Source organism: Brevibacillus brevis NBRC 100599 (genome assembly GCF_000010165.1).
In the GTDB taxonomy this organism is placed as follows: Bacteria; Bacillota; Bacilli; order Brevibacillales; family Brevibacillaceae; genus Brevibacillus; species Brevibacillus brevis_D.
Map to the genome: position 1 here is coordinate 5,606,688 of NC_012491.1, position 24,973 is coordinate 5,631,660.

22 protein-coding genes and 1 riboswitch are annotated in these 24,973 nt (G+C 47.8%); of the genes, 3 read left to right on the plus strand and 19 right to left on the minus strand.

The window, feature by feature from the left end; genetic code table 11:
• Positions 1 to 23 precede the first annotated feature (23 nt).
• Together argH and BBR47_RS26500 are read right to left on the minus strand one after the other, a co-directional pair.
• Positions 24 to 1,469 carry an argininosuccinate lyase gene (gene argH / locus BBR47_RS26495; RefSeq protein ID WP_015893517.1) on the minus strand — a complete coding sequence of 482 codons (1,446 nt, stop codon included), beginning with the start codon at positions 1,467 to 1,469 and terminating at the stop codon, positions 24 to 26.
• Positions 1,466 to 2,725, minus strand: coding sequence for an argininosuccinate synthase (locus BBR47_RS26500; RefSeq protein ID WP_015893518.1), 1,260 nt, complete (start codon positions 2,723 to 2,725; stop codon positions 1,466 to 1,468). Before BBR47_RS26500 ends, argH begins: the two co-directional genes overlap by 4 nt.
• Positions 2,726 to 3,002: 277 nt before the next feature.
• On the opposite strand from BBR47_RS26500, the gene BBR47_RS26505 reads away from it, so the two are divergent.
• Positions 3,003 to 3,542: a histidine phosphatase family protein gene (locus BBR47_RS26505; RefSeq protein ID WP_015893520.1), complete on the plus strand. Its 540-nt coding sequence runs from the start codon at positions 3,003 to 3,005 to the stop codon at positions 3,540 to 3,542.
• Positions 3,543 to 3,570: 28 nt separating this feature from the next.
• Here the strand turns inward: BBR47_RS26505 and BBR47_RS26510 are convergent, their stop codons facing one another.
• The 11 genes from BBR47_RS26510 to BBR47_RS26560 form a co-directional block, all read right to left on the minus strand.
• Positions 3,571 to 4,908: an HD-GYP domain-containing protein gene (locus BBR47_RS26510; protein WP_015893521.1), complete on the minus strand. Its 1,338-nt coding sequence runs from the start codon at positions 4,906 to 4,908 to the stop codon at positions 3,571 to 3,573.
• Complete coding sequence (locus BBR47_RS26515; RefSeq protein WP_015893522.1) at positions 4,892 to 5,443, minus strand: DUF5317 domain-containing protein; 552 nt, start codon at positions 5,441 to 5,443, stop codon at positions 4,892 to 4,894. Before BBR47_RS26515 ends, BBR47_RS26510 begins: the two co-directional genes overlap by 17 nt.
• Positions 5,444 to 5,513: 70 nt before the next feature.
• A complete protein-coding gene (locus BBR47_RS31025; protein WP_041749680.1) occupies positions 5,514 to 5,732 on the minus strand; it encodes a hypothetical protein in 219 nt (72 codons plus the stop codon).
• Positions 5,702 to 5,783, minus strand: a riboswitch (cyclic di-GMP riboswitch). (Overlaps the previous gene by 31 nt.)
• 92 nt (positions 5,784 to 5,875) lie before the next feature.
• A complete protein-coding gene (gene argF, locus BBR47_RS26525; RefSeq protein ID WP_041749681.1) occupies positions 5,876 to 6,847 on the minus strand; it encodes an ornithine carbamoyltransferase in 972 nt (323 codons plus the stop codon).
• Positions 6,792 to 10,034 carry a carbamoyl-phosphate synthase (glutamine-hydrolyzing) large subunit gene (gene carB / locus BBR47_RS26530; protein WP_015893525.1) on the minus strand — a complete coding sequence of 1,081 codons (3,243 nt, stop codon included), beginning with the start codon at positions 10,032 to 10,034 and terminating at the stop codon, positions 6,792 to 6,794. Before carB ends, argF begins: the two co-directional genes overlap by 56 nt.
• Entirely contained in the window at positions 10,027 to 11,133 is a 1,107-nt protein-coding gene (locus BBR47_RS26535) for a carbamoyl phosphate synthase small subunit (protein ID WP_015893526.1), read from the minus strand. The genes carB and BBR47_RS26535 overlap by 8 nt, the downstream gene beginning before the upstream one ends.
• 148 nt (positions 11,134 to 11,281) lie before the next feature.
• Entirely contained in the window at positions 11,282 to 12,463 is a 1,182-nt protein-coding gene (locus tag BBR47_RS26540) for an aspartate aminotransferase family protein (protein ID WP_015893527.1), read from the minus strand.
• 19 nt (positions 12,464 to 12,482) lie between these two features.
• Positions 12,483 to 13,280: an acetylglutamate kinase gene (gene argB / locus BBR47_RS26545; RefSeq protein ID WP_015893528.1), complete on the minus strand. Its 798-nt coding sequence runs from the start codon at positions 13,278 to 13,280 to the stop codon at positions 12,483 to 12,485.
• 13 nt (positions 13,281 to 13,293) lie between these two features.
• Positions 13,294 to 14,334 carry an N-acetyl-gamma-glutamyl-phosphate reductase gene (argC, locus tag BBR47_RS26550; protein ID WP_015893529.1) on the minus strand — a complete coding sequence of 347 codons (1,041 nt, stop codon included), beginning with the start codon at positions 14,332 to 14,334 and terminating at the stop codon, positions 13,294 to 13,296.
• Positions 14,335 to 14,470: 136 nt separating this feature from the next.
• Positions 14,471 to 14,878 carry a c-type cytochrome gene (locus BBR47_RS26555; RefSeq protein WP_041749682.1) on the minus strand — a complete coding sequence of 136 codons (408 nt, stop codon included), beginning with the start codon at positions 14,876 to 14,878 and terminating at the stop codon, positions 14,471 to 14,473.
• Between the two features lie 76 nt (positions 14,879 to 14,954).
• Positions 14,955 to 15,224, minus strand: a complete 270-nt coding sequence (locus BBR47_RS26560; protein WP_015893531.1) for a YciI family protein — start codon at positions 15,222 to 15,224, stop codon at positions 14,955 to 14,957.
• A 142-nt stretch (positions 15,225 to 15,366) separates the two neighbouring features.
• Between BBR47_RS26560 and BBR47_RS26565 the strand changes: the two genes are divergently transcribed.
• Positions 15,367 to 16,803 (plus strand): PAS domain-containing sensor histidine kinase, encoded by a 1,437-nt coding sequence (locus tag BBR47_RS26565; RefSeq protein WP_015893532.1) that lies wholly within the window; start codon positions 15,367 to 15,369, stop codon positions 16,801 to 16,803.
• Here the strand turns inward: BBR47_RS26565 and prfB are convergent.
• The 4 genes from prfB to hpf form a co-directional block, all read right to left on the minus strand.
• A protein-coding gene (gene prfB / locus BBR47_RS26570) for a peptide chain release factor 2 (protein WP_015893533.1) occupies positions 16,793 to 17,906 on the minus strand; the annotation gives its coding sequence in 2 pieces (ribosomal slippage) (positions 16,793 to 17,824 and positions 17,826 to 17,906; 1,113 coding nt in all). The two genes, BBR47_RS26565 and prfB, sit on opposite strands and share 11 nt — an antisense overlap.
• A 113-nt stretch (positions 17,907 to 18,019) precedes the next feature.
• Positions 18,020 to 18,481: a hypothetical protein gene (locus BBR47_RS26575; RefSeq protein ID WP_015893534.1), complete on the minus strand. Its 462-nt coding sequence runs from the start codon at positions 18,479 to 18,481 to the stop codon at positions 18,020 to 18,022.
• A 245-nt stretch (positions 18,482 to 18,726) separates the two neighbouring features.
• Positions 18,727 to 21,246 carry a preprotein translocase subunit SecA gene (gene secA, locus BBR47_RS26580; RefSeq protein ID WP_015893535.1) on the minus strand — a complete coding sequence of 840 codons (2,520 nt, stop codon included), beginning with the start codon at positions 21,244 to 21,246 and terminating at the stop codon, positions 18,727 to 18,729.
• A 198-nt stretch (positions 21,247 to 21,444) separates the two neighbouring features.
• The gene (gene hpf / locus BBR47_RS26585; protein WP_015893536.1) at positions 21,445 to 22,002 is read right to left on the minus strand and encodes a ribosome hibernation-promoting factor, HPF/YfiA family; all 558 of its coding nucleotides are present in this window, start codon (positions 22,000 to 22,002) and stop codon (positions 21,445 to 21,447) included.
• Positions 22,003 to 22,211: 209 nt separating this feature from the next.
• Here hpf and BBR47_RS26590 point away from each other — a divergent pair, with 209 nt between their 5' ends.
• Positions 22,212 to 23,264, plus strand: coding sequence for an HD-GYP domain-containing protein (locus BBR47_RS26590; protein ID WP_015893537.1), 1,053 nt, complete (start codon positions 22,212 to 22,214; stop codon positions 23,262 to 23,264).
• Positions 23,265 to 23,345: 81 nt separating this feature from the next.
• Here the strand turns inward: BBR47_RS26590 and BBR47_RS26595 are convergent, their stop codons facing one another.
• Together BBR47_RS26595 and BBR47_RS26600 are read right to left on the minus strand one after the other, a co-directional pair.
• Positions 23,346 to 24,020 (minus strand): amino acid ABC transporter permease, encoded by a 675-nt coding sequence (locus BBR47_RS26595; protein WP_041749684.1) that lies wholly within the window; start codon positions 24,018 to 24,020, stop codon positions 23,346 to 23,348.
• A gap of 87 nt (positions 24,021 to 24,107) precedes the next feature.
• The gene (locus BBR47_RS26600; RefSeq protein ID WP_015893539.1) at positions 24,108 to 24,911 is read right to left on the minus strand and encodes a basic amino acid ABC transporter substrate-binding protein; all 804 of its coding nucleotides are present in this window, start codon (positions 24,909 to 24,911) and stop codon (positions 24,108 to 24,110) included.
• Between the last annotated feature and the right edge of the window lie 62 nt (positions 24,912 to 24,973).

Consider the following 24,973-nt stretch of genomic DNA (forward strand, 5'->3'; position numbering starts at 1 on the left):
TTCCTTTTTATACATGTACGTTTTTATGCAGGTGAACCAACATCGATCAGGGATTCAATCATGACCTTTTGGCTGTTTTTATCCACCCAAGCATGTGTTTCTACCAGTTGCTTGCGATACCAATCGATTTGGACTTCTACCTGATTACGAGCGGTTCCACCCAGCACGTTGCGCGCATTGACGACGGTCTCAACAGCTAGCGCTTCATACACATCTGCTCCAATAGCCTCTGAGAAGCTCTGGAATTCTTCCAAGGTCAGATCCAAAAGATATTTTTGCTGCTCGATGCAGTACAAAACGGTTCTCCCTACGACTTCATGCGCCTGACGGAACGGCATGTCTTTGCGAACCAGGTAATCTGCCAAATCTGTCGCATTGGAAAAGTCATTGGTTACTGCTTGACGCATACGATCTGTTTTGACTTGCATCGTTTTAATCATCGGCGTGAGCAACGCTAGCGCACCATGAATGGTAGCTACCGTATCAAACATGCCCTCTTTATCTTCTTGCATATCCTTGTTGTACGCCAGCGGCAAACCTTTCAATACGGTCAACAATCCAAACAGATTGCCGTAAACACGCCCTGTTTTTCCGCGAACCAGCTCTGCCACATCAGGATTTTTCTTTTGCGGCATGATACTAGACCCTGTGCAAAAAGCATCGTCTAGCTCTACAAAAGAGAATTCCTGACTGCTCCAGATGACGAGCTCTTCGCACAGACGGGAAAGATGAGTCATGACCAAAGAAGCGTCTGCCAAAAATTCGACAATGAAATCACGATCACTCACTGCATCCATGCTGTTTTGATAGATACCGTCAAATTGCAGCAATTCCGCTACAAATGTGCGGTCGATCGGGAATGTCGTACCTGCGAGAGCACCTGCTCCAAGCGGCAACACATTCACACGCTTCCACGTCTCGGTCATCCGTTCGATATCGCGTTGCAGCATGGACACATACGCCATCAGGTGATAGCCAAACAATACCGGTTGCGCACGTTGCAAATGTGTATAGCCTGGCATGACGGTATCGAGATGCTGACCTGCTTGCTCTAACAATGCCTCTTGCAAATACATCGCCAATTGGATAATCTCCATCAGCTTTTCTCTGAGGTATAGGTGCATATCCAACGCAACCTGATCATTGCGGCTGCGTCCAGTGTGGAGTTTGCCCCCCACCGGACCGATCTCTTCAATCAGCATCTTTTCAATATTCATGTGCACATCTTCGTGCGCAACGAGAAACTCAGCTTGCCCGCGCTCAATTTTCTCTTTTACTTTTTTCAAGCCAGCAATGATCTGTCTTACTTCCTCCATCGGCAGGATGCCACACTTGCCCAACATGGCAACATGAGCCAGGCTTCCAACGATGTCCTGTCGCCACATTTTCTGGTCGAAAGAAATAGAAGCAGTATACTCTTCTACGAGTTGATTTGTCGGCTTCGTGAAGCGTCCTCCCCAGAGTTTCATTGCTTGATCGCATCCTTTTCATCCAAAATCTTAATGGCCGTGTTTTTATTCTCGTGCAGTACACCCTCGTTTACCTGTGCGTATACCTTTGTTGGCAGACCCCACAGCTTGATGAAACCGAGTGCTGCTTTGTGGTCGAATTGGTCACCTGCATTGTAAGTCGCCAGCTCATGGCTGTAGAGAGACGATGCAGAGGTACGGCCTACAACGATTGCATGTCCTTTGTGCAGCTTCACGCGTACGACACCCGTTACGTGTTTTTGCGTTTCTTCAATGAATGCCTGGACAGCATTGCGAATTGGCGAAAACCAAAGACCCTCGTAAATCACTTGCGCCAGTTTTTGCTCGACAATCGGTTTGAATTGAGCCACCTCGCGTGGTTGGGTCAAGAATTCCAGCTCACGGTGTGCCAAAATCAAAGTAGTCGCAGCCGGTGTCTCGTAAACTTCGCGAGATTTGATGCCCACCAAACGGTTTTCCACATGGTCGATACGGCCTACACCATGGTTTCCAGCGATCTTGTTCAGCTTCAGAATCAGCTCAGCCAGTGGGAGCTCTTCGCCGTTCAATGCAGTTGGCTTCCCTTGCACGAAGGTGATTTCGATTTCTTCTGCTTCGTCTGGAGCATCCATGATCGACTTCGTCAGATCGTATGCACCTTCTGGAGGAGCAGCCCATGGATCCTCCAGAACACCGCACTCGCAGCTTCTGCCCCACAGGTTTTGGTCAATGCTGTATGGATTGTCCAGATCGATTGGGATCGGAATATTGTTCTTTTTCGCATATTCGATCTCTTCGTCACGCGTCCAGCCCCATTCACGAACCGGCGCCACAATTTTGATATCCGGGTTCAGTGCTGTAAAGGAAACATCGAAACGTACCTGGTCGTTTCCTTTTCCTGTGCAACCGTGTGCGACAGCTACCGCGCCTTCTTTTTCCGCGATTTCAACCAGCACGCGCGAAATCAGGTAACGCGACAGTGCAGACACTAGCGGATATTTCCCTTCGTACATCGCGTTTGCCTTCAGAGCTGGCAATACGAATTCCTCTGCGAATGCATCTTTTGCATCCACTACGATGGATTTCAATGCCCCTACCTGCAATGCTTTTTTCTGTACGAAATCGAGGTCTTTCCCTTCCCCTACATCCAATGCAACTGCAATGACATCGTAGTTATACGTATCTTGCAACCATTTAATTGCTACCGATGTATCTAAACCGCCTGAATAGGCCAACACAATTTTATCTTTTGCCATCATTCTCTCTCCCCGTTTCGAAGTTTCTCTTATGCGAGTAATTATACAAATGAACTAATAAAAATACAACTATTTTTCTTGTGAATTTCTTTTTAATTCGCATTCAAAGACGAATACGCAATGAAAATATACACTTCTCGTATAAAGAGTGTCTTGTTTTTATGCATACTCATCATCTGTTTATGCATAAACGTTTTCGTGATCAAAAGGGAAACTTATCCGGGGCAACGAATGAGTGAATGGAGGAATTCCATAGGAGAAGTCTGTTGGAGGGATTATGAAAACAATTTATTTGGTACGTCATTGTCAGGCTGCTGGCCAAGAACCCGAAGCCTTGCTCACGGAAAAGGGAGAAGTACAAGCTCGGGAGCTTGCCACCTTCTTCGCTGGTTCCCCCATTGATCGAATCATTTCGAGTCCGTATCATCGGGCGGTTGCTACCATCCAGCCACTTGCACAGGAACGCAGAATCGTGGTTGAAGAAGACACGCGCTTGGTCGAGCGTGTCCTTAGCGGAGTACCACGTGAGGATTGGTTCGAGCGACTCCGCGATACGTTCGATGACTTGACTCTTGAGCTTGAAGGAGGCGAATCCAGTCTTACTGCTATCAACCGGGCAAATTCGCTGCTCACTGAGATTTTGGCAGACGTGCATAAAAACATTGTGCTTGTTAGTCACGGATGCCTACTGGCCTTGCTCATGAAATCAATAGATAATCGCTTTGGCTTTCACGATTGGGAGAAATTAAGCAATCCAGATGTCTTCAAGCTTACCTGCCATTTAGAAACCAGAGAGCTCGTCCGCATATGGTCGTAAACGAATAAAAACAGTTACAAGGGGCAGCTCATCTGATTGCCTCCTGTAACTGTTTTTGTGGGATGGACTCTATTCCGATAATGCTCTGTAACTCATCGCACGGCAGTCGCTGAACGATTCTAATAAAATGCTCCGCCAATATCGGATCAAATTGGGTACCGGAGCCCCTTTTGATTTCTTGAAGCGCTTCCTCCACAGGCAAGCCTTTTCGATAAGGCCTGTCCGCAACCATCGCATCGAAAGCGTCTGAAATCGCTAAAATTCTCGCCATCAGCGGAATCTCATCCCCGGCTAAACCATCCGGATAGCCCCTTCCATCTATACGCTCATGATGGGAGCGGATCGCAGGAAGCAATTCATTGAACATCCCTGCTTGCAAAATGATTTCGTAACCAATGACCGTGTGCTGCTTGATCTTGTCATACTCTTCTGGAGTGAGCTTTCCTTTTTTATTGAGAATTTCGTCTTCGATGCCAATTTTTCCAATGTCGTGCAGGATTCCCCCGATATAAACATCCTCCACTTTTCGTTCGGCCAAACCAATATCTCTCGCAATTTCTCTTCCCCAGTAAGCTACACGCTGAGAATGTCCACTTGTGTATCGATCTCGTGCGTCAATGGAAGCAGCCATCGTCGTTAAGAAGTTGTGATTGAATGATTTGACCTCTTCCACTTTTTGTTGAAGCCTTTGAAGATTGTCATAGTAATGATGAAAAACGTAGCTGATCGTAATAAACGCAATCATCATAGGAATTAGTGTTAACGGACCATATAACTCTACTAATCGTGAACCTACCCCGGCAAGAATTAAAAGCAACAAGTAAGTCGAGGTAAAGCCTTTTGCCATCATCTTTACGGTTCGCGCCCAGGTCATTTGATGAAAATAGGAGATACCCAATCCACATAAAGTCAGGTTCACAAACCAATACACAACAGCCAAAAACAAATCGCTAATAATGGGAGAAACAGTTCCGAAGCCCTCGATCCAATCCTTCAAAAACGCTACTGTCCATATAGTCATTAACAACTGCCCAATGTTAATAATAGCTTTTAGCGGATTAAACCTTACCAGGAAAGCAATGATTAAAGATTCAATAACAGCAGCCCATACTCCGACCCAGACTCCGTACAACAAGATACCCGAAAAGATTACAGCATTGTTCACTGTTAAAATCGTATTAGATATACGCACGGGAGCAAAACAAGAAAAAATGGTCAGGAGGGTGTAGGTAGATAATACCCCCCAATGCTCACGAGCAGCCCATTCAGATGAAGATGTGTAAAAAATATAGATTGCTGCAATGACAAATCCAACCTGGACAACAATCCCTTTTATCCAAACCGCAAAATCAGTTTTTTGTCGCATAACTTTTACCTTCGCGAAGTTGTAGTAATGAAATCGGTTTATTCATCAATCGCTGAACAAGTAAAAAGGCACCTAACATAATAAAAATATCGCCGATGCTAATAATCCGCGGAATGAAAGATGGCATGTAAATGACATCCGTCAAAAACGGAAAATTCGAACTTTCCGTCAATACACTATGCTTGAAATTCGTTCCGTTTATAACAGGCTCTAAATCATAAGGAAGCTTTGCTGCTTGAACTAAATCGATTGGCATTTTTCCATTGTTAGACCAAATTGCAATCGCATTCAGAAACCAGCCGATTAAAAAAATCCGCATATCTTCAAATTCTCGATTAAAAACGAGGAAGGCCAAAATAAACACATACGCGATCGATATGAAAATGCCACCGATCGTAGGGAAGAAAACTGCACAAGACTGCAGCAATATGGTAACGATAAGAAGTTTCATTTGGTTGAACTTAGGTAATTCTTTGATTCTTCCCCCTCGCAGCAATGCTACGAGAAAAGATAGGGCAATTACATCCAATAGCATGTTGTTTCCTCCAAGCTTGAAGAAAAAACACCACTCAGCCAAGCGGTGTTTGTTTCTCCGATACGCTTATTTATCCAATATGGAAGTTTGCAGAAGTAGCTGCTACGATTGCTACCACCATCATAATTGCCGCGAACCATTTTTTCATTTTCTTTTCCCCTCCTTCAAGCATAGTGGAGAAAGCTGGCTTCGCTACTGTCCGTGATGCAGAGGCCAAGCGACCAAGTACAGCCCCTGCTCCCCTTTCCTTTTCCATTACGGAAAAGGCTGGATTCGCTACTGGCTCCATACGGACCAAGCGACCAGATACAGTCCGTACTTCTTCGCTTCTTTCCTACCTTTATTTTACACATAAGTGACAAAATTCGGCAATCATAGATTCATAGTCTATTCGATTTAATTGCAGATAGTTCTATTTAACTAGAACTATGTTCACACCAGCGCCGCCAAGATCGCTTTTTGTGCGTGCAATCTATTTTCAGCCTGATCAAAAATGACAGAGCGCGATCCGTCGATGACCCCGGTTGTCACTTCCTCCCCACGATGTGCTGGCAAGCAGTGCAAGAAGAGATAATCACGGTCTGCCGCTGCTACCAATTTTTCGTTCACTTGATAGTCGGCAAATGCTTTCAATCGCACCTCATTTTCTTCTTCAAAACCCATACTAGTCCAAACGTCCGTGTATACAGCATCTGCCCCCATGACAGCCTCTATCGGATCAGTGGTCACCATCATTTTTCCACCGCTTTGTTTCGCGTACCCTGTAGCTTTTGCGACAATGGTTGTATCCATTTCGTAGCCTACCGGAGTCGCCACCCGTACATCAAGACCTAGCAGAGCTGCGCCCAGCACCAGTGAGTTCGCCACATTATTGCCGTCTCCTACGTAGGCAAGCTTGATTCCTTTTAGCTTGCCCTTATGCTCCCAGATCGTCAGCAGATCAGCCAATGCCTGACAAGGATGGTACAGATCAGTCAAACCATTGATAATGGGGATCGACGCGTGCAGAGCAAGCTCTTCTACATAGGAGTGGGAAAAGGTACGAATCATGATGGCATCCACGTACCGAGAGAGAACTTTTGCTGTGTCGCTGATCGGCTCCCCACGTCCGAGCTGAAGCTCTTTTCCGCTCATGAACATACCCAAGCCGCCCAACTGGTGCATCCCTACTTCAAAGGAGACACGCGTGCGGGTCGAAGCCTTGTCAAAGATCATTCCCAACGTCTTGCCTTGCAGAGGCTGGAATGGCTGACCCAGCTTTTGCAATTGCTTGACGTGAGCAGACAGATGGAGCAGCTCCATCAATTCTTCCCCGTTGAATTCATCGACGCGCAGGAAGTCCTTTCCTTTATGCTTTTGTAACGGCAAGTTTTGAAAGTGTTCCAATATCTTCACTGGCTGCATGCGAGCCACCTCTTTTCTTCAGAATAGACCTCACGTATAACTCGAACGTATCGACAGCGGAGAACAATGGCACACCCTGTTGTACCATCCTGCTTCGCAGGGCAAATCCTGTCCGGCCCTGACGATTGCCTTTCGTCGCAGTAACGAGAGCGAAGGCCGCTTCTTCCTTTTGCAACAGCTCGATCCACGCCGCTTCATCTGCCACGATATGCTTCACGACAATTTCTTTGGATGCCAGCCACTCGGCCGTTCCGGGAGTCGCCGCCAGTTCCGCCCCGTCAGCTTGGAGTCGCCCCAGCAGCTCTCTTACAGCTTCCTGCTTATCTCCATCTGCCAGAGAAATCATGACCAACTGACCTTTTTGCCAGTCGCCGTACAAATTGTCCTTGAAAGCAAAGGCTTTGCCTGCTGCCTCTTCGAAAGAATGCCCCAAGCCAAGAACTTCGCCCGTCGATTTCATCTCTGGACCCAGTACCGGGTCTACACCGTTTAGCTTAATCGTGGAGAAAACCGGCGCCTTAACGACTGCAAACGGAATCTCTGGCAATAGCCCTGTACCGTAACCCATCTCCGACAGCTTTTCACCCAATTGTGCGCGAACCGCCAGTTGAACCATCGGGATGCCAGTCACTTTGCTTGTAATCGGTACGGTCCGTGATGCCCGTGGATTTACCTCCAGTACATAAACCGTTTCCCCATCAATGACGAACTGGATATTGATTAATCCGACCGCTTCCATTTCCTTCGCGATTGCTTCTGTATAGCTCGCGATTTTGTACTTGATGTCATCCGTCAGATGAGGAGCTGGGAACAAGGCTACACTGTCGCCTGAGTGGATGCCCGCTCTCTCCACATGCTGGAAAATCCCTGGAATGATAACAGATTGTCCGTCGCATACCGCGTCTACTTCTGCTTCCTTTCCTGGAACGTATTTATCCACGAGGAGCGGGAAAAACATACTCATTTCCGGATGGTTCAACCAGTCGTGAAGGGTAGCTTGCAGCTCGTCGATATTGTGGACAACTACCATACCTTGCCCGCCGATGACGTACGAAGGTCGCATCAAAACAGGGAAACCAATCTCCTCCGCTATCGCGGTTGCATCCTCCAAGGACGATACTCCTTTACCGGGGATATGCGGAATGTCCAGCTTGCGCAGCATGGCGTAGAACAGCTCGCGATCCTCCGCGCGTTCGATTGCGGTAAGCGACGTACCCATTACTTTCAGCCCCGCGTTCTCCAGCTTGGCTGCCAAATTGATCGCGGTTTGACCACCGAACTGAACCATGACGCCCTCAACCTGTTCGCGTTCTGCGATATGCAGCACGTCTTCTACGTGAAGCGGTTCAAAATAAAGATGGTCGGCTGTTTCATAGTCAGTGCTGACCGTCTCTGGGTTGTTGTTTACAACGATTGCCGCAATACCGCTTGCCTGAAGTGCTTTGGCTGCATGCACAGAGCAGTAGTCAAATTCGATTCCCTGACCAATGCGTATAGGACCTGAGCCAAGTACCAGAACTTTGCGGCCAGACAGTGACTCGACCTCATCTATTCCTTGCCAATCCGAATAGTAGTAAGGGGTTTGGGCATCAAATTCTGCCGCACAAGTGTCCACGATTTTATAAGTAGGCGTAATGCCTGATTCTTGACGAAGTGATTTGATCTCGGCAGGTGTAGCACCAACTAGTGTAGCGATGGTTTCATCGGCAAACCCGCGACGCTTTGCTTCCAACAACAGTTCTGGGGTTAGTGTTTTGCTGTCGTGACAAGACAGCTCTACTTCCAAGTCCACGATTTTACGCAAGCTCCGCAAGAAAAACGGATCGACACCAGTCAGATTGTGTAGCTCACTTTCTGTAAAGCCTTTGCGAATCGCCTCGGCAAAAACAAATAGTCTGATATCCGTCGCGTCCTGCAAGGATTGGGCCAGCTCCTCACGCGTCCATGATGCCAGCTCTGGTCGAGTCAAATGTGTGCAGCCCTGTTCCAAAGAACGAACTGCCTTCAAAAGTCCTGCTTCCAGATTACGGGCGATCGACATGACCTCGCCAGTTGCTTTCATTTGCGTCCCCAGCTTGCGGTCTGCCAGTGGAAATTTGTCAAACGGGAAGCGCGGGATTTTGACAACGATGTAGTCCAACGCTGGTTCAAAGCTAGCGTACGTGTAGCCCGTGATTGGATTGAGTACTTCATCCAGCCCGTAGCCCAATGCGAGCTTGGCTGCGATCCGCGCGATTGGATAGCCTGTTGCTTTGGACGCCAACGCACTGGACCGACTGACACGAGGATTTACTTCGATCAGCACATACCGATCAGAATGCGGATCGAGCGCAAATTGAATATTGCAACCGCCAACTACCCCAAGCGAACGAATCACTTTCGTTGATACACTGCGCAGCATTTGGTACTGACGATCTGTCAGCGTCTGCGAAGGCGCAACGACAATACTGTCTCCCGTATGAATACCTACCGGGTCCAAATTTTCCATATTGCACACGATTATGCAGGTATCATTTGCGTCTCGCATGACCTCGTATTCGATTTCCTTCCAGCCCTTTACACTGCGCTCAATCAGTACCTGACCGATTGGACTGGCTGCAATCCCACCTGCTGCAACCTTTCGCAAGGACGCTTCATCCCCTGCGATCCCGCCACCTGCTCCTCCGAGTGTATAAGCAGGACGGACAATCACTGGATAGCCAATAGCGTTCGCAAACTCGATTGCTGCCTCTACAGATTCGACTGTATCGCTCTCTGGAACAGGCTCTCCGATTTGTTGCATCAATTGCTTGAACAGCTCACGGTCTTCCCCGTTTTGAATGGCAGCCAGCGGCGTACCTAGCAGCTCCACGCTATACTTTTCCAGCACGCCCGCTTCTGCCAGCGAAACAGCAAGATTAAGTCCTGTTTGGCCGCCTAGCGTTGGCAAGAGACCATCGGGACGCTCTTTTGCGATAATAGCTGTTACGGATTCCACCGTGAGCGGCTCCAGATATACTTTGTCCGCTACTTGTTCATCTGTCATGATCGTTGCCGGATTGTTATTTACCAGCACGACCTGCACGCCAGCTTCTTTTAGGGAAAGGCAAGCCTGTGCACCTGCATAATCAAACTCCGCTGCCTGCCCAATGACGATCGGGCCAGAACCGATGACCAATACTTTATGAATGTGTGGCAATTTAGGCATATCTCTTCGCTCCTACTACGCGCATCGACTGCAAGAATTGGTGGAAAATGTGGGATGTATCACTCGGACCCGGATGTGCCTCCGGATGAAACTGCACACTGAAAACAGGCAGACTGATGTGACGCAATCCTTCGACTGAACCGTCATTGACATTGCGATAGGAAACCGTTAGCTGACGTTTATCCAGAGACTCTTCCTTGACCACGTACCCGTGATTTTGTGAACTCATATATACTTTGCCAGTCATTAGATCCTTGACCGGATGATTGCTACCGCGGTGACCGTATGCGAGCTTCTCTGTCTTGCCGCCGTACATTAGTGCCAACACTTGATGCCCCAAACAAATACCCAATGTCGGGTACTGCTCCACAGCTTTGCGCCATTCGCTGCAATACGCAAGTAAGTGCTCCGGATCGCCAGGCCCATTGGAAAACAACAAGCCGTCTGGTGCGAGAGCATTGATTTGAGCAAAACTCGTATCAAAAGGAACGACTGTAACACGGCAGCCTTCCTGGAGAAGGGCATCCAAAATCGATTGCTTCATGCCGAGGTCAATCAAGACGACATGCTCCCCTGTTCCGGGATAACGCTCCACCTGTTGTCTGGATACGTTGGCAACTAATGATTTCTTGGCGTGCTTGTAGCGCAGGGACACCACTTCCTCTACCTGCATAGGCTGATCGGAAATAACACCGAATACGGTACCGTCTTGACGGACGCGCTTGGTAATCGTTCGCGTATCAATCCCCGCAAGGATCGGGAATCCAAATGCTTCTGCGGCTTGGGCCAAAGTCATGTTTGATTCGTAATGACTTGGCTCCGTGCATAGCTCGCTGACAATCATCCCTGTCAATGCTGGCTTGGCTGCTTCATAATCCTTTTCGTTGATCCCGTAGTTTCCGATCAAGGGATACGTGAAGGTAACGATTTGCCCTGCAAAGGAAGGGTCGGTCATCACCTCTTGGTATCCCGTCATTCCTGTATGAAAAACCACTTCTCCGAATCCGTTAATGGGTGCGCCATACAGCTTTCCTGTAAAAACCTCGCCGCTCTCCAGCGTTAAATACCCTGTTCCTAACGATTGTTTCTCTCTATCCATCTATGAAGCCACTCCTCTCCAATGGGCGCCGGCCTGATTGCTCTTACCGAAAATTTATGCAACCTTTTGTATTAATATACATTCGGGATTATAAAAATGCAACGAGTTTTTTGACCACTTCCACTCGTTGCATTCTTTGCTTTTTCATCTAAACCTGCGACAGTGCCTCGCTTAATACAGTAATGGCCTGCTTTACTTCCTCGTCTGTCGTTACAAACGAAGGCAAGAGTCTCACTACTTGTGGGCCAGCCATCAGCAGAATGACTCCTTTTTCCCGTGCATACGCAACCGGCTCACCAGCAGGAATCGTTAGCTCCACACCGAGAAGCAGACCTTTTCCCCGAACCGTAACCACTTTGTCTGGATGCTCCGCCTTGAGCTTCTCCAGCTCTTTGATCAATACGTCATGGATATGAGCTACCCGCTCCAAGATCTGCTCCTCTTCCATCGTCGCAAGCGTCGCGATCCCAGCAGTTGCTGCCAATGGATTCCCGCCAAAAGTGGTACCATGCGTACCCGGAGCAAATGCTTCTGCTACTTCCTTGGTCGCGACGACCGCTCCAATCGGGAAACCACTTCCCAAGCCTTTTGCCAATGAAATCGCATCTGGCTTCACGTCATAGTGCTGGAAGGCAAACCATGTACCCGTGCGGCCAATCCCAGTCTGAATCTCATCGATTAACAGGAGCAACCCGTGCGCATCGCACAATTCACGCAGCGCCTTCACCCACGCCTCTTCTGCCGGATGCACGCCGCCCTCTCCCTGTACCAGCTCCAGCATGATCGCGCATGTCTTGTCTGTAATGGCTGACTTGACCGCATCAAGGTCGTTGTAAGGAACCGTGACAAATCCTTGCGGCAGTGGTGCGAAGCCGTCCTTCACCTTTTCCTGCCCAGTAGCCGTCAGGGTGGCCAATGTCCGCCCATGAAAAGACTGTTCAAAGCTGATGATTTCGTAACGATCGGTCCCTTTTATTTTTTGTGCATAGCGACGGGCGAGCTTGATCAAGCCCTCATTCGCCTCTGCTCCACTGTTGCAGAAAAAGGCCTGATCCAGCCCAGACAGACGACTCAGCTTTTCCGCCAAAATCTCTTGCTGAGGAACATGCACTAGATTCGAGCAATGCCACAACGTATCGAGCTGCTCGTGCAGCTTTGCCGTTACTTTTGGCGGGACATGCCCTAACGAGGTCACGGCAATTCCCGAGGTAAAATCGAGATATTGCCTGCCTTGATTATCCCACACCTGGTTTCCTTGTCCTTTTACCAAACTGATTGGCCATCTCGCATAGTTATTCATGAGATGCACAGGCGCTGTTGTTGTATGCATATTCATTTCCCTCCTCATCCTAAGCGTAATTGACATTCATACGGACTGTTGTCCCAACTGCCTGCCCCGCACAAACACCGAGCAGATCTTCAGCGGTTCCCCGACAGATGACAACCTGCTCCACGCCTTGTCCGAGAGCGTCGAGAGCTGCCTGAACCTTCGGAATCATTCCGCCAGTAATAATTTCTTCCCGAATCATTTCCTGTATCTCTTCTGCACTTGTGGCTGACACTACTGCCTTGGTTCCGTCTGGCTGTGGCTGCATAATGCCCGGAACGTCTGTCACCATGATCAGTTTTTCGGCGCTAAGTGCTGCTGCTATCGCCCCTGCGGCTACATCCGCATTGACGTTATATGTCTCTGTGCCATCTTCACTAACAGAAAGGGGAGCAATCACTGGGACGAAGCCCTGCTCAAGAATCGCTTTCGGAATAGTCATATCCGCCTTCTTGATTTCTCCTACCCACCCGAGTGGCTTCGGCGTTTTTGTTGCTAAAAGGGTCTGACCATCGATTCCACTAACTCCCCAAGCCTTGGCTCCTGCCTGCGTCAGTCTTTTTACCAGCGCCTTGTTGATACTGCCGCATAAGACCATCTCTACAACACGCAGCGTGTCCTCGCAGGTAACACGCAGCCCATCGACAAATTGCGGAGTGATCTGAACTCGATCGAGCATACTGTTAATGGCAGGTCCGCCCCCATGGACGATGACGATCTCTTGTCCTTGCGCCTGCAGTCCGGCAATCGCCTGAAAGAAGGAGTCAGGCAGCTGATCCATGGTGCTTCCGCCACATTTGATCACAACAATTCCTTGCATCTGCTCTCCTCCTCTACGGGTACACAGGTACGAGCGGCAAGCCCGTTTTCTCAGGCAAATCAAACATGACATTCATGTTTTGTACAGCTTGACCGGCTGCGCCCTTCATCATGTTATCGATTACCGACAGCAAGATCACACGCTTCGTGCGCTGATCAACATGGATGGCGATATCGCAGTAATTGGAGCCATAAACTTCTTTCGTATGTGGGTGACTGCCTGCGGGACGTACACGCACAAAAGGCTTATCCGCATAAGTAGCTTCATATAGCTCCTGGATTTGCACTTGAGTGACATCAGCCGTTAGCTGTCCGTAAGCCGTGACTAAAATCCCGCGCGTCATCGGCACCAGATGCGGCGTAAATTGAACAAGCGTCTCTTCCCCGCTCTGTTTTTGCAGCTCCTGTTCAATTTCTGGTGTATGCTGATGACTCGCAACTTTATAAGCATGAATACTTTCATTAGTCTCGCTGTAATGAACCCCTAGCGATACTCCACGTCCAGCACCGGACACACCTGATTTGGCATCAACGATCCAACTGTTTGACTGTACCCAACCTGTCTTCATCAGCGGAAGCAAGGCGAGGAGCGTAGCAGTGGGATAGCAGCCAGGATTCGCGATAAGACTCGCACCCGCCACTTGCTCTTGATTCCACTCGGTTAAACCATAAACCGCCGCTTCTACCCATTGGGACGGGGCAGGCTCATGTTTGTACCACGTTTTGTAGACCGCACCGTTTACCAGACGAAAATCCCCGGATAAATCAATAACCTTCACGCCTTTTTCGACCAACTTGGGGGACAGCGTGCTACTTACTCCCGCAGGTGTAGCAAGGAAGATCAAATCGTTCACACCGCTCATGCTGTCTGCATCAATTGGTGACAATGTGGGCAACCCGAGCCCAGCTACATGTGGAAACGATTTTTCCAAGCCATCGCCTTCAGATGAACTTGAATATAAACTGGCAATCTCAACATGCGGATGCCCAGCCAAAAGACGGATCAACTCCGCGCCACCATACCCCGTTGCTCCAACAATTCCGACCCGAACCATGCTCTCTCCCCTTTATTCCTACCTGTATTTTTATACATGAATAATAATAAAAATCCATATAGAATACAACAGAAAAACTTTTTTACGTCCAAAGAAAAAAGCGCCCGATTGCTCGAGCGCTGGTTTGTTGCCCTGTTTACTTTTTGTCCGCTAACCATGCAGCGATGTTTTCTGCATCTTTTCCTTTGACGAGACCCGGAGGCATTGCTCCTTTTCCTTTTTCCAAAATGGCCAGGATCTGTTCCTTGTTCAACTCGCTACCGATCTTTTGCAAGTTCGGTCCAACTGCCCCTTCCAACGTCTGTCCGTGGCAGCCTGAACAAGTATTTTTGAACGTGGATTCTGCAGTTGCTGCATCATAGCTGCCGGATGGCGTCGTCGAAGGTGCTGGTGTTTCTGTCGCCGGTTTTTCACCTGCCGGCGTTTCTGTCGCAGGTTGTTGTGCTGGTTGTTGTGCTGGCGGCTGTGTTTGCTTGCTGGTACCACAGGCACTTAGCGAGAATGCGAGTACAGCCGCTGTCAAAACGAGTGGAATACGTTTCAAGGCTGTTCCCTCCTTTATTCGGATTTCTTCGCTAAGTATGCCTCCAACTACCACTTCTCATTCTTACTACAGCCATTTAGGACAAAGGAAATTCCAATGGACTCCATTCACGTAACTCCAACGTCCGCGCGCCTTCCACAACAACTGGATCAGCCTCAGCTAATTTGCGGGCTTCTTCCAGAGAATCCGCTTTGTAAATAACCAATCCGCCAAGTTTATCTGTAAAGGGTCCTGCCATGACCACTTTTCCCTGCTTGTACAAATCATTGATATACGAAAGATGCGCAGGTCTTACTTGAGCATTCAACTCTTGATTCACGATTGGCAAAAATGCGACATACAACATGACCGTTTCTCTCCTTTTTCATGACCTTGTTCTTTTCAGAAGTATAACATAATTATGAATACGGACTTTGGTCTAGTAGGATTTTTCCTTTCTACAGCGAACGATTCAAAGGTAGCAAGTAGCAACAGAGAGGCGGATAGGTATGGACACGCAGATACAGTTATATACATCTCTCTTCCACAACAATCCTGACGCTGTTTTCATGTTCGACATGCAGGGCAGATTCACAGGCGTAAACGCTGCTGGTGAAGCATTGGTAGGATTCACCTCTCAAGAATTGCTGCGTATGCAAATTTGGGAAATCCTCGCTTCTACTGAGGGTCTTGATAGTAAGAAACAACAACAAATCCTCTCCACAGGAATCAGAAAAAATAAGCATTATCAATTGCTCCATAAAAACGGGCAGGTTGTGGATATTATCGCTTCCAGCTTTCCCATTTTTCAAAACGGCGAAATCATCAGCCGTTATTCCATTGCCAGAAACATCACGCAGCAGAAGAAAATGGAAGAGGCTCTTCATCAGATGCAAGAGAACTTTCGGTTAATATCCGAAAACATTATGGATTTGATTTTTATTGTAAATGTGGACGGAATGATTACCTACGCTTCCCCTTCTGTTCAGGCGGTAACTGGTCTCACGATTGATCAAGTGATCAACCAGCATTTTTCGATCTTGATTCATCCTGAACAAGTAACCAACGCCAAGAACGATTTTGCTCAAATGTTGAAGCAGAAGGCCACGCTCGACGCCGAGTACCATTACCCGCACCCAGACGGTAGAATGTTGCTTTTCGATGTGAAGGGGACACCTGACGTTTGTTCAAACGGTCATATTCTCAGCACGGTTTTTGTGGCACGTGATATTACAGAACGTCGGCAATCAGAAGAATTGCTTCGTTACTCTGACAAGCTTTCCGTTCTAGGAGAGCTTGCCGCAGGTATCGCACATGAAATTCGCAATCCGCTTACGGCCTTGAAAGGGTTTATTCAACTCATGGAAGGGGACGAGTTCGCCAATCAGCAATACCTGCAAATTATGCGATCCGAAATCGACCGGATTACTTCGATTACCAGTGAGCTTTTAATAATGGCCAAGCCGCAAACGTTGCGATTTGCTCCCAACGGCCTTTTGCCATTGCTTTCGTCTGTCATTAAGCTTTTGGAGCCGCAGGCACTTCTTAAAAATGTATCCATTCTCACTGATTTTCCGCAAGTCACGTCCCTCATATTGTGTGAGGAATATCAAATCAAGCAAGTTTTCATAAACATCATAAAAAACGGCATGGAAGCCATGCCGTTAGGTGGAAATCTCACAATCAAGGTTGTAGAGCGCCCTTCTGATGTGATCATCCGAATCAGCGATCAAGGACAAGGCATCCCTGCCGAGCTACTTCCCCGATTAGGAGAGCTTTTTTATAGTACAAAAGAAACAGGAACTGGCCTGGGGTTAATGGTAAGCACAAAAATTATTCGCGATCACGGCGGTACCATCAACATCGCCAGCGATGTTGGCAAAGGAACCACCGTATCGATCTCCATACCAAAAGCCTTGAAGCCTACTGTTTCGTTTAACGATTAATCTGCGCGCGCAGATAGGCATCGATAAACGAATCAATTTCACCATCCATGACTGCTTGAACGTTCCCTACCTCCATATTCGTCCGGTGGTCTTTTACCAGACTGTATGGGTGGAAGACATAGGAACGTATTTGGCTGCCCCATGCAATATCTTTTTGTTCACCTTGAATCGCGGCCAACGTTTTCTCTTGTTCTTCCCGTTTCTTCTCAAACAGTCGTGCCGTCAGCATCTTCATCGCACGCTCTCGGTTTTTAATCTGGGAGCGTTCTGTTTGACACGTCACCACAATTCCAGAAGGCAAGTGAGTAATCCTTACAGCGGAGTCAGTCGTGTTGATATGCTGACCACCCGCACCACTGGAACGATACGTATCGACTTTCAGGTCCTCAGTACGTATGTCTACCACGTTATCGTCTTCGATCTCCGGCAGGACGTTGCAAGACACAAACGATGTGTGTCGACGTCCAGAGGCATCAAACGGAGATATCCGCACAAGACGATGAACCCCTTTTTCTGATTTGAGGTAGCCATACGCATTGTAACCCTTAATGAGGAGAGTGACACTTTTTACACCGGCTTCATCGCCAGGCAAATAGTCCAATGTTTCGACCTTGAAGCCCTTGGCATCCCCCCAACGTGTATACATACGTAGAAGCATGGACGCCCAATCCTGGGACTCCGTACCACCCGCTCCCGGATGTAGCTCCAGAATGGCGTTGTTTTTGTCGTATTCATCACTCAAAAGCAATTCCAGCTCAAAGCTCTCAAATGACTTGCGCAGCTCCTGCGTACTGTCATACAGATCTGGAATGAGGGAGGAATCCCCTTCTTCGATGACGAGTTCCAACATTACCTGGAGATCCTCGTACTGGGAATCCAGCTTGGCCATCGTCTCCACGAGGCTTTTGATTGCATTCAGTTCACTGATTGTCTTCTGAGCTGCATCGTTGTCATCCCAAAAATCGGGTGCCAGCATGCGCTCTTCCAGTTCACCGATTCGTTCCTGTTTTACTGGGAGGTCAAAGAGACCCCCTGATATCCGCTAAACGCTTAGCCATGCTAGACATCTCTTGTTTGATGTCCGCAATATCGATTAATGCCATGTTGCGAATCACCTTCTCTTTACGTAAGCTATGTTTTATTGTAACGTAATTTGCCAGATGCGCAAATACGGCAGCTTGTCACGTTTAGAAAAGGGACTTCGCCGCTACCTTTTTTACGTTACCACAGGTGGTGATGGCGAGGATCTCAGGTCTCGGATTTCATGTGGTTGTTTATTTTCCACCTGTGGGGCAGCAACCAGATTGAGATGGGTACGCCGAGCTTCGCTTGCTTTTTGCTGGTATGCTTGCTTGATGATAGCTTGTCGCTTCCAGTTGTGTGTTTTTCGATAGGTTTTGGATAGCGGACTTTCACGCGTTCGATCCACCATTCCACTCGGCGGTGCGATCAAGGCCTCATTCCAATTCGGCTCCGGAATTTCCTCCATCAGTCGCTTGTCCTCAAAGACCGGGTCTTGCGCTGAGATGACTCTCGGTAATTCGATTCCCTCCTCCTTTTCAATGAGCTGTACTTTTTTATTTTCTTTTCCTGTCTTTAGGACTGCTTTTAAAGTAACGGAAATGCGCTCCATCGTATTCTTCGTTTGTATCCCCATCACGTTCACTGACGTTCTCATTTGTTCATTCCCCCGTCTTCGTGAATTTTTGGTAAAAGTGTTGTACTTACGATTCTATTTATTTTTCAGATAATTACCACCTGAATCGTTCGATCACATTTACCAGTGTTAGACAAATAGATCGTTAATATCAGACGAGGAAGAATAGATGAGGACGAATACTGTCAAGGCATTAGGAATGGGCAAGAAAAAAACATTCCCCTCGTACCGAATTTGCCGATACGAGAAGAATGTTCTGTTATTGCTTATTGTTTCTTATTTTGGCGTTTGCGTTCCTGCTCCTGAGCGCGACGCTGTGCACGGTTTTTCGGATCAGCATCACCGGAGGTCTCCGGATCTGGACGATCGGATGGTCCGGAGGTTTGCAAGTTGTCCATATCGATTCCTTGACCGCGAATGACATCTTGACGCTCCAGGTTTTGGCTGACTTCGGCCTTCATGATATACATAGCGACTTCTTCCTGAACAGCAGCCAGCATACCTTGATACATTTCGTATCCTTCGAACTGGTACTCACGAAGCGGATCGTTTTGTGCGTAGGCGCGCAGGTGAATCCCTTGACGCAACTGATCCATTGCATCGATGTGATCCATCCACTTGCTGTCGACAGCACGCAGAATAACGACTTTTTCAAACTCGCGAATCGATTCGCCGATTTCTTCTTCACGCTGTTTGTACTGCTTATCGACTTCTGCTTTCAACAGCTCGAGAATTTCCTCTGCTTCCATGCCTTTCAGCATTTTAGCCGTAATCGTTTCTTCATAGAGGAATCCATTGTTGGCAGCATCGGCCAATGCTTGCAGATCCCAATCCTCTGGTACCTCTTCTTTTGGGCAATGCAGAGACACTGCGCGCTCCATCACTGCGTAGATCATATTCAAAGCAACATCGCTGAGGTTTTCGTGTTCCAGGATGTCTTTACGCTGTTTGTAGACAACCAGACGCTGCTGATTCATCACGTCGTCGTACTGGAGAACGCCTTTACGTGCATCGAAGTTCGATCCCTCTACACGCTTCTGCGCGGATTCTACCGCACGAGTAACCAGGCGGCTCTCGATCGGCATATCCTCTTCCATACCCAAACGATCCATCATATTCATGATATTGTCCGCACCGAAACGACGCATGAGCTCATCTTGCATCGAGAGGAAGAACTGGGATGAACCCGGGTCCCCCTGACGACCGGCACGACCGCGCAGCTGATTGTCAATCCGGCGGCTCTCGTGACGTTCTGTACCGATAATATGAAGACCGCCCAGCTCCGCAACACCTTCGCCAAGCTGAATGTCCGTACCACGACCCGCCATGTTTGTGGCAATGGTCACCGCTCCGTACACACCTGCACGTGCAACAATTTCTGCCTCGCGCTCATGCTGCTTCGCGTTCAATACGTTATGCGGTACGCCTTTTTGCTTCAGCATTTGGGACAAGCGCTCCGAGTTTTCGATAGAAATGGTACCTACCAGGATCGGTTGGCCCTTTTTGTGACGCTCCACAATGTCGTTTACAACCGCACGATATTTAGCTGCCTCTGTTTTGAAAACAAGGTCAGGTGAATCGACACGCTGTACTGGCTTATTCGTTGGAATAACCACAACATCGAGACCGTAAATCTTTTTGAACTCTTCTTCTTCCGTCTTCGCTGTACCTGTCATACCCGCCAGCTTCTCATACATACGGAAGTAGTTTTGCAAGGTAATGGTCGCCAGTGTCATGCTCTCGCTCTGAACACGCAGACCTTCTTTGGCTTCAATCGCTTGATGCAAGCCATCGCTGTAACGACGTCCAACCATCAGACGGCCGGTGAACTCATCGACGATCACCACTTCGCCTTCCTGCACCACATAATCGACATCGCGCTTGAACAGCACTTGTGCTTTCAACGCCGCCGTAATGTGGTGGTTCAACGTGATATGTGCCGTATCGTACAGGTTGTCGATGTTGAATGCCTGTTCGACTTTGCTTACACCATCATCTGTGAGGTTGACGATTTTCAGCTTCTCATCGATTGTGAAATCTTTTTCTTCTTCCAAGCGCTTCACAAAATGCGAGCAGATGTAATACAGCTCTGTCGATTTGTTAGCAGAACCGGAGATGATCAACGGCGTACGTGCTTCGTCAATCAAAATGCTGTCCACCTCGTCGATGATAGCGAAGAAGAGTGGACGTTGCACCATTTGTTCCTTGTACAGAACCATATTGTCACGCAAGTAATCGAAGCCAAACTCATTGTTCGTACCATACGTAATATCACATGCGTATGCTTCCCGCTTTTCTTCTGGGTTCAGTCCATTCTTGTTCAAACCGACTGTCAGCCCGAGGAAGTTATACAGTTTACCCATGATGCTCGAGTCACGCTCAGCCAAGTATTCGTTCACGGTAACGACGTGGACGCCTTTTCCCATCAGGGCATTCAGGTATGTCGCTAGTGTCGCAACCAGCGTTTTACCTTCCCCCGTCTTCATCTCGGAGATACGACCTTCCTGAAGCACCATACCACCAATCATCTGGACGTCGAAGTGACGCATGCCCAGTACACGGATCGACGCTTCACGTACAACGGCAAACGCTTCATTCAAAATTTTGTCCAGCTCTTCTCCATTTGCCAAGCGAGCCTTAAACTCAGCTGTCTTCTCCCGCAATTGGTCATCCGAGAGTGCCTTAATCGTTGGTTCCAGTGCGTTGATACTTTCTACACGCTTAAACATTTTCTTTACTTCGCGTTCATTGCTATCGCCGAATATCTTTTTAACGAGTCCTAGCATGAGGACACCCCTTCCATATACTGCCAAACAAAAATGCACAAGCCGGCATGAGTCCAATAATAAAAAAGGATACCGATTCTACGAAAATAATACTTTCTAAAAAGATATTTTATCAAATAGAGCATCCTCTACACAAGTAAAGGGAGTTGCCAATAGCAACTCCCTAGTCTTATACGAATGAGAATGTGTAAAGTTTCGTTATTTTGGTTCAATCAATCCATAACGCCCATCATTGCGGCGATACACCACACTGACGTCATTGGTGTCACTGTTTTGGAAAACGAAGAAGCTGTGTCCCAGCATATCCATCTGCATGACCGCTTCCTGTGCATCCATCGGCTTCAGATCGAAGCGTTTGGTTCGAACGATATCGATGTCGATATCCTCCTCATCCACATCCGGGATCATGACTGCTACTGGCTGACTCTCACGCTGTGCGATTCTTCCAGTCGAATCCACTCGAAGTTTCCTCATCAGCTTCGTTTTGTGTTTGCGAATCTGACGTTCCAGCTTTTCTACTACCAGATCGATAGCAGCATACATATCTTCGTGCGTTTCCTCCGCTCGGATAATCACCCCACTCAACGGGATCGTTACCTCGATCGTGCCTTCTCCTCTGTGTACATGCATGGTGACTTGTACTTCTGTAGGCTGTGGAGTTTCAAAATATTTTTCCAGACGGCCGACTTTCTTTTCGACATATTCTCTAAGTGCAGCGGTGACTTGAATGTTTTCTCCACGAATGTTAAATTTCATGGTTCCAACCTCCTTCCGTCTATACATACGTATTCGCCACCTCTGTAAATAATCCTTCCACTCAGCTTAAAAAAATCTTTGCAAATCTTTTACAAACCATCAATATCCGACATTATTTTACCAATACTTACTAGATTCCCTATGCTATAATAGGACACGTAATCATCCCATCCTATATCGCGGTCGTACATCGCACTGGAGGAGTCCTCATGGCAGAGGTAAAACCTTCCCATTCACTTATCGGAACAACGCTCGCTCAAGACGTTTACAATGAATACGGGCTGCTTTTACTACCCGCTGGTGCAATCCTTCATCTTAGTGATATACGACTACTAGAGGCCCACCAGGTAGAAGCCGTACACGTTACTACAGACTCGGAAGCACCCGAAATGCCCTTTCCTCTCCTTCATTGGAGTGAGTCGGAGGCTGCAAAGGCCTATATGGTGGCCGTACAAAAAACCGAGTATTTATTTAACCAGCTCGCAAATGGGGGTACTCCCAAACTGCAACAATTTAGCGACGCTGTTCACCCTATGCTCGATCAAGTTCTTCATCACATGAGATTTCTGCGCTTCATTTATTTGAATGAAGGAACAGAAAGCTATACGTATCGCCACTCCCTGCATGTAGGTATCGTGGCAGCTTTAATCGGAAAAATCATAGGATTGCCGCAACGTGATGTTCATTTTTTGGGCCTTGCAGGTCTTCTTCATGACATCGGCAAGATGAAAATTCCCGATGAGCTACTGTCCAAGCCAGAACGTTTGACAGACGAAGAATATACGATAATGAAAAAGCATACCGTATACGGCTACGAGCTTCTGCGCACCATGGACGATGCCGACAACTTGCTGGCACAGTGCGCCCTGATGCACCACGAACGTTGGGATGGAAGTGGATATCCTCTCGGACAAAAAAAAGATGGCATCCCTTTTGAATGCCAAATCATCAGTGTCGCAGACACATTTGATGCGATATGCACAGATCGCGTGTATCGGAAGGGAACCTCTCCCTTTGAAGCCGCGAATGTTCTGTGGGAGTCAGCTTGTACAGGTCAATTAAATCCGATGATTGTATCTCGTTTTATCCATTACATTATCTTGCTTTACGTCGGCTCCCATGCGCTTTTAAACAATGGCGACCACGTCGAAATCATTATGATTCATACTGATGAGCCTATGCGCCCTCTCGTTCGTAGAGGGAATGAATTTATAGACCTGAGACTCCAGCGTTCGCTACGCATTCAAAGAATGATCAGTTAAACACGTGAAAAAACGAATCCCCCTGTCCGATTAAGGAATCAGAGGGATTTTGCTATTGTTTCGTCTTCACAGGCTCACTCACTACCGCGTGGAATATTTTTTCTCTAATCCTCTTACGACTATACGGGACAAGAACAACGTAAGTACCAGGTAAACCGCCGCCTCTGTTAGATACGGGGGGTAGCGCTCAAATGTACTTTTCGCCACGTTCATGGCTGCGTAGTTTAATTCCGGTGTCGCGATTACTGCCAAAAGAGATGAATCCTTCAAAAGAGCAATAAACTCATTTCCGATCGCAGGTAACATTCGTGTAAACGCTTGCGGAAGTATAATTTGGCGCATCGCAAGGCCCTTGTTCATGCCAAGTGATCGTGCCGCTTCCATTTGCCCCGGATCAATCGATTGGATGCCGGCCCGAAAGATTTCCGCCATATAGGCAGCCGCATTGAGTGAAAGCGCGACGAAGCCTGAATAAATCGCTTCCGGGCTGCTCGCTCCCGGATACAGAATACCCCAAATCGACGGAATCACCGCAAAATGAATCAGCAAAATTTGGACCAGCATCGGAGTTCCCCGAAACAGCTCTACGTAAATCGAACAAGTCCAACGTAAGATTCGCTTGGAGGACATTTTGCCCAAGCTGATGAATAACCCCAAAAATGTTCCGCAAACCGTAGCCACTGCCGTTAGTAAAATCGTATTCATAATGCCTCGGATAAACAGTTCACGGTAGTCGTAGATGACACTCCAGTCCAATGGCTCATCCTCCCTTCTTCCTGTCAGCAAGCCAAGCTGCGAACAAACGCCGGCTACGTCAAAAGACGCACCCGGCCATTTTGCTGCCTACTTATTGCCAAAGTACTGGGTGTAAATTTCCTGCAGCTTTCCATTTTCTTTTATCTTTTTCAATCCGTCGTTAATTTTGTTAATCGCATCGGCATTGCCCTTTTTCACGATAATTCCGTAAAATTCCTTTTCAAAGGAATCATCTTTTATCAGCTTAAACTTCTTATCTTTTACTTTATTCACGTAGTATGACAAAACGCCATTGTCGCCAATTACTGCATCGACTCGACCATTAAAGAAGTCATCGACGGAAGATGGCATATCATCATAGCCCTTCAAGCCTTCATAGGTATCTCCAAACGCTTTTTTGACCACTTCTTCACCCGTGGTCGCAGCTTGAACCCCGATCTTCTTGCCTTTCAAATCTGCCAGCTTCGTCACTGGAGAATCTTCCGCTACCAGAATGAGTTGATTCGCTTCAAAGTATGAGTCCGAAAAATCGTATTTCTCCTTGCGCTTCTCCGTGATCGTGATAGACGAGATTCCAATATCAACCGTCCCTTTATCCAGTCCATCAAAAAGCGGGTCCCACCCGGTGTTTTTCCATTCGATCTTGAATCCGCCAGCTTCCGCGATCGCGTTCATCACATCGATGTCATGGCCACTAATCTTGTCAGCCTCAAGCATTTGGAACGGTGGATATGCCGCATCTGTACCCACTACGTAAACCTTGTCAGCCGAACCACCACTCGCTCCGCCACTACCAGACGTTTGCTGACCACCCGATCCACAGCCTGCGAGGAGCATCCCCACACCGACGACCAACGCGAGCGATTTGAACCAATTTGTCCCGATACGCATCTCGAAATCCCCCTTGTGTCTCTCTATCTGCCCATTTTGTCCCCAGCAATGTCCACATGGAA